We start from the raw sequence: 12,548 nt of genomic DNA on the forward strand, positions 1-12,548 counted from the left end.
TACGTTTATCCGGCATCCAACCCCAGGGGCGGTGTCCATAAAAAGCACAGGGTCAAGTCTTGAATCTTGCAGGATGTAATTCTTTCTCAATACCTATGACCAGCCAAATATGCAAATTTCAAGACACGACCCCGATGGCTACGAATTGAACAAGCAGGAGAAGTTACATGACCATAAATATCGCTATTATCGGGCCGGGAAAAATTGCCGGCAACCAGCTTGCTCCGGCTCTTGCTCAGGTCGAAGGCGCAAGATTTTGGAGTGTTATGAGTCGGGATTTACAGCGGGCATCTGAATTTGCAAAGGCCCACAAGGCACAGTAAAAGGGGATGTAGGTTCCAAAACAACTTATGAGTATACAATCGACATGATGTTGAACTTCTTCGAAAAACAGATTTGCGGTTATCAAACTCCGGGGGCAGGTCGTCATTCTTCACTAAATATGTCAAAAGTGAGGACGCGCCCCCGTTGATCCTGTAGAATATATTCTAAGGCGAGAGATACTATTCGGCTTGCCGACATGCCCCAAGTTAAGCGCTCGGGGTTTATGACGAAATTTACACGGGTGACGAGCGCTGCTGGGCCTTTCGGTAAATATCTTGAGTCGAAAGGCAATTGCCCCTTATTTCGTTGACAAGCAGAACTGTTCGCCCTATATTCCCGCCGAATGAAAGCAGTCTCTGACTTGTCGACGGCGATTCTTCAGGCAGGTTCTGTGACTGACGACATGTTAGACTATCCGGAGGTGACCATTCAATGACGATTCAAATCTGCATGGGGGGATACGGCCCAGCGACAACGACCCACAGCCGCGCACTCAAGATGATCGGCGATAAACTCACCGCGCAGTTCGATAAAGAAGTCGATATCCGCTACGTCTGGAACGTAATGGACTTCGGCTACAAATCCGAGGACGTGCTGTGGATGGCCGAGCGCGGCATCCTGACGCTCGCCTATCAATCGACCAGCTACCTGACCGAGCGCGTGCCGGAACTCGAATTTGCGGACCTCCCCTTTCTGTTCAAAAGCCTGGCGCAGGTGCGTTCCGCCATGGACGGCAAGCTCGGCGCCTACCTGAGTCGAAAGATTGAGGAGCGCATACCCGGCTATCATATGCTCGGCTACTTTGAAAACGGCTACCGCCATGTTTCCAACCGGCTGCGCCCGGTACTTACACCCGCAGACATGAGAGGACTCAAGATACGTTCCCTGCCGAGTCGAATGCATGCCCGGACTTATGAATTGCTGGGTGCGATTCCCCTGGTCATGGATCTCAAACCGGCGATTACCGGTTTAACGTCGGGCGAGATCGACGCCCAGGAAAACCCGCTTGCCAATACCGTCGATTACGGCGTCCACAAGCTGCACCGATATCATACATTGACCAGCCACATCTATCTTTCGCGCGGCCTTTACTGCAATCGCGCGGCGTTCGAGAGCTGGCCTCCGGTGCTCCAAGCCGCCATGACGAAGGCCGTGCGTGAAGCGGTCCTGGCGCAACGCGAACTGGCCGTGAGCGAAGAGCAGGTCGCCCGCAAGGCGATCGAGGATGCGGGAGGCGAGATTGTCGAACTGACGCCGGCGGAGCAGGCTGTGTTCGTCGATGCGGTAAAACCGTTGCACGATGAGGCCCGCGATCGTTTTTCTGAGCCGTTCGCCCTGCTGGCGGAAATGAAGTAGCCACAGGGATTTTGTTTTCAGCCCCATGTTGCCTGGTAAACAGAGAACAGGGAAAATCATCCACCGGATCCATAAGAGAGAATTTCTTCTATAATTCCCTCAGTTTTCCTTGTCGGACCACCCATTTTATTAGAGGTGATAACTTGTATGACTGCTTGACAAGACGGCTAATTAGTGGAAATAAATAAAAAAAGATCCAAGGCGCATTGCCCATGGGAAAGCGTCATGAGATAGGCACCTTAACCCTGTTTCTCAAAGAGAGATGGGTTTTTTTATTTTCCTGCCTGTCACGGCGATTCCCGGCGATTTGAAATAGCAGGAGGGTTATGTCTATGTTTAAAAATGTATTACGTTTCTTATTAGTCTTTTTGGGGATGATGGTGATCGTGTCCGGCGGCTTCGTTTCCGTTTTTGCGGCCGAAAAACCGGAAATTTTCGTGCAATTGGGCCACCAAAAAAGTGTCGCCACCGTGGCCTTTTCTCCGGATGGAATGTACGCCGTTACCGGGAGCGAGGATTTTACAGCCAAGCTCTGGATCGTTGCCTCCGGCCGTGAGATGACGACGTTCAGCGGGCATGCGGCAACAATTAGCGCGGTAGCCGTCTCTTCCGGCGGTCTGCGGGTCGCTGCGGGTGATGAAAAGGGCAACATCAAGGTGTGGGATGCCATCACGGGAAGGGAGATCCGGTCCCTGACCATCCGGGCGAAAAATCCGAAAGTCAGCTTCCTTGCCTTTTCGCCGGACGCCGCCACCGTTTCCTCGGTTGCCTGGGACGGTGTTCTGACGGTCTGGGACATCGCCAGTGGCCGGACTCTCAAGACGGTCGAGAGGATACGGGCATATGGCTTTATCACCCCTGGGGAAAACTTTCTGGCTGCCGAGATCGATTATCAGAAGTATGCCCTGGTGGAATCTTATTCGGGCAGAACGGTCGACACTTTCAGCCAGGATAAATCCTTTTTCCCCAGCACATCCTTTTCCAGAGACGGCCGCTACGGGCTGTTTAGGTGGGATGACTACAGCGCCAATCGCACCTATTTTGAGACGTACGATATAAGCGAGAAGCGCCGCCTGGCCTCATGGCATGCGGCAAGAGAAATGGACTTCAACTATTTCACCCTCTCACCGGACGGCCGCCTGGCCGTGGCAGCGGGGCATAAAGGCATGAAGATGTGGGAGGCCCTGAGCGGCAGGGAGATCAAGACCCTGACCACGTCCTTTACCAGAATGGCAACCTTTTCGGCGGACGGCCAGTTTTTCATCTCGGCGGGACTTTATATCCCCACGCTCTGGGAAACCGAAACGGGCCGGGTTGTCAGATCTTTCGGAAGAAGCCCCCTGAGCAATGTATATTCCGCCGCCGCCAGCCCGGACAGCCGGCAGGCCGTGGCCGTCAGCACCGATGCGCCGCCCCTGCTATGGGATATGGCAATGGGCAGCCCTGTCAAAATATTCAAGGATTATTCGAACGCATCCGACTATAGCGGCGACGGCCGGCACATCCTTCTGGTCAGCAAGCAAAAGACCATCGAGCTCTGGGATATGGCCGCGGATCAAAAGGTCAAAGTGCTTCAGGGAAAACGCGTTGTCTTTTCCCGCGACGGGCGGCTGATGGCAGAGCAGGTGGCCGATCGGCAGGTCAGCATATGGGAACTCGCCTCGGCAAAGGAAGTCCTGAATTACACGGAACCTGCCGGCGCCATCCAGCGGATCGCGTTCTCGGAAAACAATCGATACCTCCTGATCGGTCTGGAAAAGGCCGCCAAGCGCATCGACTTCGAAACCGTGGAACAAAAGGTCTTGAGCTGGCAGGAACCCTATTACGGCAGCCTCAAGATTTCTCCTGACGGCCGATACATCGCGGTGATCGGGATGTACGCGGATCTCAAGAATCCTAACACCCTCCATTTGTACGATGTCGAAGCAAGCAGAACGATCAGCTCCTTCAAGGACGCTACTCCGGCGGCTTCCATGGACTTTTCGCCCGACGGGCGCCGGCTCCTGTTTTCCAGGCAGCACGATCTGGTCCTGTGCGACACGGCATTGGGGACCGTGCTCCGGACATTCACGGGGCATAGGGACACGGTCTGGCATCTGGGGTTTACAGCGGGCGGGGATCGGATACTGTCAGCCGGGTGCGATCGGAACATCATTCTGTGGGATACGGCTTCGGCAAGGGTTTTGATGACCTTTGCGGGGCATAACAGCAGCGTGCGCCGGGCGGTCATTTCCGCGGACGGCAAACAGGTGATTTCGGCGGCCGACGATCACACGATACGCCTGTGGGATGTCGATACGGGCAAGGAACGCGCCAAGTTTCTGAGTTTTACCGACGGCGAGTGGATCGTCATTACGCCGGAAGGGTATTACAACAGCTCTCCCAACGGCGAAAAACATCTCAACGTCCGCATCGGCAACACCGTCTACGGCATCGATAGCTACCGCGAGGCATTTTTCCGGCCGGATGTCGTGAAGATCGCCCTTGCCGGCGGGTCCCTCAGGGATTTCAGGAAACTGGCCGACGTGAAGCCGCCGCCCTCCGTCAGCATCGTGGATACGCCCCGTAGCGTAGCCGCGGACAATGTGACGGTTAAATTGCGACTGGCCGACAACGGCGGCGGCATCGGCGATATTCGTCTGTATCTCAACGGCACGGCGGTGGTCATGGACAGCCGCGCGGTGAAGGTCATCGCCAGCGCGGCGGCGGACTTGATCAAGGAATATACCCTGAAGCTGGCGGCCGGCAGCAATACGATCCAGGCCGTGGCCTTTAACGCGGACAACACCATGCAGAGCAACGAGGCGACGCTGGAGGTGAGCGCTTCTTTTGCCGCCGTCGGCAAACCGTCGCTTTCGGCCCTGGTGATCGGCATCAACGAGTTTAAAAACCCCAAGCTCAAGCTCAACTATACCGTGGCGGACGCAGAACTTTTCGCCCAGGCCCTCGAACAGGTATCGGCAGGTCTTTTCGACAAGGTCAACATCCGAAAGCTGACCGCCGGGGAAACCACCACCAACGCAGCGATCATCCGGGAGATCCAGTCCTTCCAGTCGCTGCGGCCCGATGATCTTTTTGTTTTTTATATCGCCAGCCACGGCACGGTGGACGAGGGCGAATACTTTCTGATCACCTCCAATGTGGGTTCGCTGCGGACGGAGAAGCTGCGGACCGACGCCATTTCCCAGAACATGCTCAAAGAGGCCATCGCGAACATTCCGGCCACTAAGAAGCTCATCATCATCGACACCTGCAACGCCGGCGCGTTGGGGGATGCCCTCCAGATGGCGATGCTGACCCGCGGCATGAGCGAGGACACGGCGCTGAAAATATTGAGCCGGGCAATGGGCTCCACCATTCTTTCGGCCTCCACCTCGGTGCAGGAAGCCCTGGAGGGTTACCAGGGGCATGGCCTGTTCACCTATGTTCTGGCCGAAGGCTTGAAAGGTTTGGCCGATAAGGGCAAAACCGGCTACATCAAAACCACCGATCTTGCGGATTACGTGGACAACGAAGTACCGCTGCTGGCGGAGAAAGTATTCAAACGGGCGCAGTATCCCACCATCTCCATCAGCGGGCAGGCATTCCCCATCGGGAGAATAAAATGAAGTGTCGGGAATATATAAAAGGCTTGGGAATGAAGCTGGTGACGGCGGCGTGTGTGCTGGTGGTGTTTTCGGGCACGGTCCTGGCCGCAGCGAAAGATCCGGAGATATTCGTGCAGCTGGGGCATTCAGGCGTGCAGTCGGTGGCCTTTTCCGCCGACGGGAAGAGTGCCCTGTCGGGCGGCGACAAAACGGTCAAGACCTGGGATGTCGGCAGCGGCCGCGAGATCCGCACCTATACGGGAGCGCATACCGGTTTTGTGGCATCGGCCGTTTTTTCTCCCGATGAACGCTATCTGCTGTCCTGTGGAACCGAAGGCAAGATCGTCCTCTGGGATGCGCTTAGCGGGGAAAAAGTGCGCGAGCTCGGCGGGCCCGGCAAGGCCGTCTTTCGGGCTGTTTTTTCTCCTGACGGCCGCACGATTGCATCGGGCGGCATGGATGCCGTTATCAGACTCTGGGATGTGGCCACCGGCGAGCAGACCCGCACCCTCAGCGGGCATGCCGCCACGGTGCGTACGCTGACTTATGGTCCTGACGGCCGATATCTTCTGTCGGGAAGCTGGGATAAAACCATCAAGCTGTGGGAAGTCGCCACCGGCAAAGAGGTTCGCACCTTTGCCGGCCACATTGCGGCGGTGAACGCCGTGGCTTTTTCACCCGAAGGGCGCTACCTCCTTTCCGCCGGCGGCAAGGACGGCACGGTCAGGTACTGGGAGACGGCATCGGGCCGAGAGCTTGCCGTCTTGCGCGGCCACACCGGCGAGGTGACTTCGGTTGCATTTTCAGCAGACGGCCGCCTGGCCTTTTCCGGAAGTTTTGACAGAACCGTCAGGATCTGGGATCTTTCCCGGGCCGGGGAGCTGATGAGCCTGGCGGCCGGCGAGGTTTCGGTATTCTCGTTGGCGATATCGCCAGACGGCGGACAGCTGCTTGCAGGCAGCCGCAATATGTCGCTGTGGGATCTGGCTGCCGGCAAAAAGCTGCGGACCCTGGAGGGCAAGGTCAACTGGGTCAGCCGGGTCGCCATTGCGCCCGGCGGAAAATATGCGCTTTCCGGCAATTTCGACGGGACCATCAATCTGTGGGACAGCGTCACCGCTCAGCGGCTCTGGACGTTTACGGACGTAAAGGGGATCGTCTCTTCGCTGGCCTTTGCGCCGGACAATCAGTACATGCTGGACTGTCGGCTTGACGGGCCGCTGATGCTGCGGGAGGTGGAAACCGGCAGAGAACTGCTCCGGATCGACGGGCAGGGAGCCGGCCTTTTCGCGGGATGGGAAATGGATTGTGTCCGGAGATGCCGCCAACCGTATCAGGCTATGGGATGCGGCGAGCGGCCGCGGTATCAAAAGCTTTAACGGCCATACCGATAAAATCCTTTCCGTCGCCTTCTCGTCGGACGGCAGATCGATCGCTTCAGCCGGCCGCGACAAAACGGTCCGGCTCTGGGATGTCGAATCGGGCCGTGAATTGCGGTCCTTTACAAATTTTCGCTACCACGTGAACGCGGTGGCATTTTCTCCCGACGACAAGCTGGTCTTTGCCGGCAGCAGCGACAACACCGCCAAGCTCTTTGAGGTCCAAGGCGGCCGGCAGCTGCAGGCGTGGCAGGATTTCGCTGTCTCTTCTGTGTCCTTTTCCCCCGACGGCCAATATGCCCTGACTTCCGGCTTTGACGGCACCCCCAAGCTTCTGGCGGTTGCCACCGGCGAGCGGGTCATGAGTTTGAAGGGACACAAGCTGAACGTCTATAGTGCCGTATTCTCTCCCGACGGTAAACGCATTATCACCGGCAGCGGCGATGGAACCATGCGGTTCTGGGATGTAAAAAGCGGTCTGGAAACCAGTCAGTTCATCGGTTTCATCGATGGTGAGTGGATCGTGATCACCCCGGAAGGCTATTACAACTCATCCCGTTACGGACATGAAAACCTCAATGTCCGCCGGGGAAGCACGGTTTACGGCATCGATCAGTTCTATGATGTGTTTTACCGTCCCGACATCGTTGCGGCAAAACTCAAGGGCGATGACATCAAGGGCCTGATCACCCTGACCATCGACGACGCGCTCAGAAATCCCCCGCCGACCGTGGCGTTCACCTCGGTGCCGACGGCGACGGATCAACCGGCGGTCAAGGTCTGCTACCAGGTCAAAAGCGCAGGGGGCGGCATCGGGGAGGTAAGGCTGTTTCACAACGGCAAGCTCATCGAGTCGGACGGCTTTTACAGGGACATCGCCAAAGCGTCCGCTGAAAAAACAGAACTGGCGGCCCTAAACAGCCGAAGCATCTATGAGGATATGCGCGGCGTCATCGTCAAAGGAACGGGCGACAGCACCCCCATCGTCAGCAACGCCAAGGGAGAGGTTTTTGAAGATTGCAAGGAGGTGGAAAGCGTTTCCGGAGAAAACGAGGTGAGCGTTACGGCCTTTAATACCTCCAACACCGTCCAGAGTTACATGAAGACAGCTAACTTTAATGCAAATATCAAAGAAGAAGAACCCCATCTCTACATCCTTTCCATCGGTATTGATCAGTACAGGGCCGGCAACGTCAATCTGAAATATGCCGTCAAGGATGCAGCGGACATGGTCCGGAAACTGCTGCAGCAGTCCGCGACGATATTCAACCCCCGGAATATCCATCATGAAATATACACAGACAAGGACGCCACCAAGGCGAACATTCTGAATAATATTGACGCGATTTCCCGGAAGGTGAAACCCGGCGACAGTTTTATCCTCTTCGGCGCCGGGCACGGCATCCTCTTGCAGAACCAGTACTACATGCTGACCAGCGAGTTTGACGGGAATGTAAGCGAAGGCACGATGATCAGCTCAAACGAGATCGTCGAGATGTCAAAGAAGATTAAGTCCCTGTCCCAGCTTTTCATCTTCGACACCTGCCACGCCGGCGGTGTGGACACCATCGTCAGCGGGCTTTACGACGCCCGGATGTCGGTCCTGGCAAAGAAGATGGGGCTTCACATCTATGCGTCGGCAAGCTCGAAAGAGGCGGCCATGGACGGCTACCAGGGAAACGGGCTATTCACCTACACGCTCATGGACGGGCTCAGCAACAAAACCGAGGCCGACAGAAACACGGACGGCAGGATCAGCCTTGAGGAACTCGGGGGATACTCGAAACAGACAACGACAGAGATATCCAAAAAAGTCGGGCATCAGCAGACCCCGCTGGTCATAAACTTCGGGAAGGACAATCCCGTTTATTTGTTAAAATGAAAGGGAAACGAATAAAAACAGGTAAGATCGCAACAGCATTAGCAGTGGTTCTGTGTCTCTTTTGGATTCACTCAGCGGCACACGCCGAAGACCCGTTAGAGAAGCAAATGATGTCGGCAACAGGCAAGGCAACCGTCAAGATGATCTACGCCACGATGGAAGAGGCGCGCACGGAGTGCGAGGCCGCCCGTGCGCTGCTCCCCGACACGGCACCCAAATATCTCTTTGCTTATGTCGAAGCCTGCCTCGGCTTGACGGCCTCAAAGTTCGGCCCGCACAAGAAACCGGAATCCTGCCCCTATTATCAACGCGCGATCGACATTTGGCGCGACAACCCGCCGCCTGCGGACAATGACGAGATCGCCCTGAAGTACGCCGCCAAGCTCAAGGAGTGGAAGGACTCTGTCGCCCAAAATTGTCCTGCTATGTGAACATTGGGATGAGCTCGTCGGGCCCGTCCGACACCGGTGTCGACAAGACGACTGCTCTCGGTATCGCGCGCAAACTGGCTGAGACGGTGAGAGTGCTTGGCCCGCGCCGCTGCATTGCCAATTGCGGCCCGGGCACGATCATGCCTGCGAAGTGAACGCCTTGCGAATAGATTGCTTTTGGGGGTTCATCAGCAGAAAGCGCACACAAATTAGGTGTATCCACTTCGGCAATTTCCCAAATTCTGCGACGCCAAAGTTAGTACCATTAGAATGTCCCCTTATTTCACGAACTTGATCAGCAGGATGGAAGCAATAACGAACATCACGCGTACAGAAATTTGTCCTTTTGAAAAGACATCCCACCAAGCGGGAGATTAGCGGCGTTGGCCGTAATACAATTGACAAAACCATATCGATCATGATATCGTAATACGCAAAACAGATCGATGGAGGTATTGACATGCAGTCGGTAACTGTATCACCAAAATATCAAGTTGTTATACCGAAAATAATCAGGGAGGCCTTAAATCTTCGTCCAGGTCAAAAAATGCAGGTTATTGAATATGCCGGGCGTATCGAGCTTATACCGGAACGCGATATCAAAGAACTCCGTGGAATTCTCAAGGGCATCAATACGGAATTCAGACGAGAGGCAGATCGCGTATGAATATTGTAGATTCTTCCGGTTGGCTTGCATACTTCGCAGATGAGCCTAATGCCAAGCATTTCCTGGCCCCGCTCAGTGATTCGGACCTGCTAGTTGTTCCAACGTTAACGATATATGAGGTCTTCAAGGTCATTCTCCGGGAGACCAGCGAGAATGAAGCGTTGCAGGCGGCTGTTGCCATGCAAAAAGGAATGGTGGTGGATCTGACAACAGCTTTGGCAATCGTCGCTTCAAAGCTGAGTTTGGAGCATAATCTTCCAATGGCGGACAGTATCATCCTTGCAACCGCGCGGGAATTTAATGCGATTCTCTGGACTCAGGATTCAGATTTTAAAGATCTGGCCAATGTTAAATATTTTCCTAAGAAATGAGAAGTGGTCAACCTGACACTTCGCCAGACCCGACGGGAAATACTTAAACATATGACATATAATTTTGATCCTGATAAATGGTATGAAAATGAGCTTTCAATATTGAAATCAAAGTTCAAATCCGGCGAAATAACCGAACATGATCTTAAAAAAGCTGTGAATAAACTTGACAAGCGGCATGAAGATATGTGGAAAAGATTAGATGGAACCTATCAAATTCCAAATGCATCAATCAAAAACGGGACAGAAGAAAGTCCCGTTTTTGATTGCGACCGATAGTGCGCCGTTGAACGTTGCCGGGGCTTGTTTCAGGGAGACTTTTGCCGCTTCTGTGAAAAAATGACGGCTGTCCGCAGGATCGTGCCGATCTACTTCCGGTCAAACCAGCAGGTATGTGATGAAGATAAATACTCCCGCCAACGCCGCCAGAATGGCCCAGACAATGAGGCTTTCTTTTGTTTTTTTAGTTGCGGTTGTCGGTTGAGTGTTGTTTTCGTGCGTGCGTTTGAGCCCTGCGGCACATGCGATAAAAATTGCAATGCCAATGACCCCCGCGATAGAGAAGGTCAAAGCCCCTTGAGTCCGGCCGGGTGTTCGGGAAATGATGAAAATCGCACCCGGAATACCGATTGCCGCCAGAATGCCGCCCGCGACCTTGCCGATAATCAACGGCAACTTTCTGACATCAGATTTAAATTGTTCGAACATTTTTTCGATGACCGGATTGCGTTAATTGTTCCGCGAGCCTGAGTTTTCCATTGTTAAAGGGGACGGTTAAAGGCCCCCTCTTCAATTCAGCGCCGGATCGTCACCGTATTCATCACCACCGCTTTCAGGGGTTTGTCGCGGGGATCTGTTTCCACGGCTGCGATTTTGTTGACGACATCCATCCCTTTAATCACTTTTCCGAAAACGGAATGCCGGTTGTCCAGGTGCGGGGTTGCGGCCAGGGTGACGAAAAACTGGCTGCCGTTGGTTCCCGGGCCGGCGTTTGCCATGGACAGGAAGCCTGCGCCGCTGTGGCGCAGGGAGGGGTGAAATTCATCCGTGAACCGATAGCCCGGGTCGCCGGTGCCGGTTCCCAGCGGGCAGCCGCCCTGGATGACAAACCCGGGGATAATCCGGTGAAACGTCACGCCGTCATAAAAATTCCCGCTTTTTTGAGTTTCCTGCCGTCCTTCGGCAAGGTTGATGAAATTCCATACGGTTTCCGGGCATTCTTTGGCATACAGCTCGGCCTCAAAGGTGCCGAGGGATGTTTCAAATACGGCAACCGGCCGCTCAATTTCCTCTTTATAATCGCTTTTAGTTGATATAAATCCTCCTGTGTTCAGTTTCGGGCAGGTATAAGGGAATTAAACCCATATGTCAAACAATCCTGCCGGATGGGATCATCTTTTGTTTTTGAAGAACCCTGCCGCCCCGTCACGGCGGGACGGGGAATGCATTCGCTGTTGCGGTTCAAAGTCCTCACCATTTGATCTTCAAAATATTTTTCATTATAAGAAATACTTGCTTAAAGCCCCAAAAAATGAAATATCATGTTACTTTCGTTATAATTCCGTTTTAGAACAGCGATTTGAAATTTTCTTAAAGAGATACCGCCATTTCAGACAAGGAGCCTGTTGGAAATAATGCCGCTTGAAAAAATTGTTGCAGTTGTTCTGGCCGGTGGAAATAAACGGTTCTCTTTCAGAGAGTTCTTCTACCAGATGGAAGATCTGATAACCTATTATGAATGGTATTTCAGGATAGGTTATAAATCGCTCAAAAGAATCAATATAAAAGGGAGCCAGCTTGAAGGGCCCCGGCCCATGGTGGAGTATATCCTGCATACCCTTATCCACGTTGAAAGCATCGATCAGATTTTGGTTATCGGTCCGGAAAAAGAGATGCGGGAAAAAATAGATCCCGAGCTGCTGTCGGCCAACGGCAACATCCGACTGATCGAGCAACGGGACAGTTTCGGCCAGAATGTAAATCTGGGATATAAACTGGCCGGCCAGAAATTTGCCTTATTTGTGACGGCTGATTCACCCACCACCCGGGAACAGGATGTGGCCGAGTTTATTGAGATTTGCCGGGGTCTCTATCAGGATTATGATTTGATTTACCCCCTCGTAAAGGAATCCGTTCTAAAAAAATATCACCGCTTCTTCCCCCGCCCGTTTTTTAAAATGATACCTGATAACATCATACCGGCCGACTATATCGAACCGGAAGATCTTCGCGAAGACGGCCGGGTCGGTTTCAGAATAACGAGCATGGCTTTGGCGAATTTAACCGATTTTCCGGTTAAGCGGATCGACGGGGCCTATAACCTGAGAAAGTTTTACCGGCGGAGTTCACGCCAAAAATTAAAAGAGATATTCGGCAAGAAACTGATCCGGCGATATCGGCAGGGCCTTAACATGTCGGATGTCGAGACGATGTTTTGTGAGTATGAGGGGTTGCGTATCAAAATGGTGGGCCTCAGCGGGGCCGGGACATCCCTGGATCTTGACAGTTCAAGGGATGAAAAACATTTGCACGACATGTCCCTGTAAAAAAG

The 12,548-nt window shown here is 53.8% G+C and carries 12 protein-coding genes; 10 read left to right on the top strand and 2 right to left on the bottom strand.

The window, feature by feature from the left end; genetic code table 11:
- Positions 1-167 precede the first annotated feature (167 nt).
- The 9 genes from P1P89_04625 to P1P89_04665 all read left to right on the top strand — a co-directional run bounded on the left by P1P89_04625 (position 168) and on the right by P1P89_04665 (position 10,276).
- Positions 168-323 carry a hypothetical protein gene (locus P1P89_04625; GenBank protein ID MDF1590780.1) on the top strand — a complete coding sequence of 52 codons (156 nt, stop codon included), beginning with the start codon at positions 168-170 and terminating at the stop codon, positions 321-323.
- Positions 324-756: 433 nt separating this feature from the next.
- Positions 757-1,680, top strand: a complete 924-nt coding sequence (locus P1P89_04630) for a TRAP transporter substrate-binding protein (GenBank protein ID MDF1590781.1) — start codon at positions 757-759, stop codon at positions 1,678-1,680.
- A 332-nt stretch (positions 1,681-2,012) separates the two neighbouring features.
- Positions 2,013-5,288 carry a caspase family protein gene (locus tag P1P89_04635; GenBank protein MDF1590782.1) on the top strand — a complete coding sequence of 1,092 codons (3,276 nt, stop codon included), beginning with the start codon at positions 2,013-2,015 and terminating at the stop codon, positions 5,286-5,288.
- Positions 5,285-6,646 (top strand): WD40 repeat domain-containing protein, encoded by a 1,362-nt coding sequence (locus tag P1P89_04640; GenBank protein MDF1590783.1) that lies wholly within the window; start codon positions 5,285-5,287, stop codon positions 6,644-6,646. The genes P1P89_04635 and P1P89_04640 overlap by 4 nt, the downstream gene beginning before the upstream one ends.
- Positions 6,576-8,528 carry a caspase family protein gene (locus tag P1P89_04645; GenBank protein MDF1590784.1) on the top strand — a complete coding sequence of 651 codons (1,953 nt, stop codon included), beginning with the start codon at positions 6,576-6,578 and terminating at the stop codon, positions 8,526-8,528. The genes P1P89_04640 and P1P89_04645 overlap by 71 nt, the downstream gene beginning before the upstream one ends.
- A gap of 107 nt (positions 8,529-8,635) precedes the next feature.
- Positions 8,636-8,959, top strand: coding sequence for a hypothetical protein (locus tag P1P89_04650; GenBank protein ID MDF1590785.1), 324 nt, complete (start codon positions 8,636-8,638; stop codon positions 8,957-8,959).
- A gap of 460 nt (positions 8,960-9,419) precedes the next feature.
- Positions 9,420-9,626 (top strand): AbrB/MazE/SpoVT family DNA-binding domain-containing protein, encoded by a 207-nt coding sequence (locus P1P89_04655; GenBank protein ID MDF1590786.1) that lies wholly within the window; start codon positions 9,420-9,422, stop codon positions 9,624-9,626.
- Complete coding sequence (locus P1P89_04660; GenBank protein ID MDF1590787.1) at positions 9,623-9,997, top strand: type II toxin-antitoxin system VapC family toxin; 375 nt, start codon at positions 9,623-9,625, stop codon at positions 9,995-9,997. Before P1P89_04655 ends, P1P89_04660 begins: the two co-directional genes overlap by 4 nt.
- Positions 9,998-10,048: 51 nt before the next feature.
- Positions 10,049-10,276 carry a hypothetical protein gene (locus P1P89_04665; GenBank protein MDF1590788.1) on the top strand — a complete coding sequence of 76 codons (228 nt, stop codon included), beginning with the start codon at positions 10,049-10,051 and terminating at the stop codon, positions 10,274-10,276.
- Positions 10,277-10,375: 99 nt separating this feature from the next.
- Here the strand turns inward: P1P89_04665 and P1P89_04670 are convergent, their stop codons facing one another.
- Entirely contained in the window at positions 10,376-10,705 is a 330-nt protein-coding gene (locus tag P1P89_04670; GenBank protein MDF1590789.1) for a hypothetical protein, read from the bottom strand.
- 86 nt (positions 10,706-10,791) lie between these two features.
- Positions 10,792-11,283: a peptidylprolyl isomerase gene (locus P1P89_04675; protein ID MDF1590790.1), complete on the bottom strand. Its 492-nt coding sequence runs from the start codon at positions 11,281-11,283 to the stop codon at positions 10,792-10,794.
- A gap of 348 nt (positions 11,284-11,631) precedes the next feature.
- Here P1P89_04675 and P1P89_04680 point away from each other — a divergent pair, with 348 nt between their 5' ends.
- A complete protein-coding gene (locus P1P89_04680; protein ID MDF1590791.1) occupies positions 11,632-12,543 on the top strand; it encodes a hypothetical protein in 912 nt (303 codons plus the stop codon).
- Positions 12,544-12,548: the final 5 nt, after the last annotated feature.

The sequence above is a fragment of the Desulfobacterales bacterium genome, from assembly GCA_029211065.1.
Taxonomy (GTDB): Bacteria; Desulfobacterota; Desulfobacteria; order Desulfobacterales; family JARGFK01; genus JARGFK01.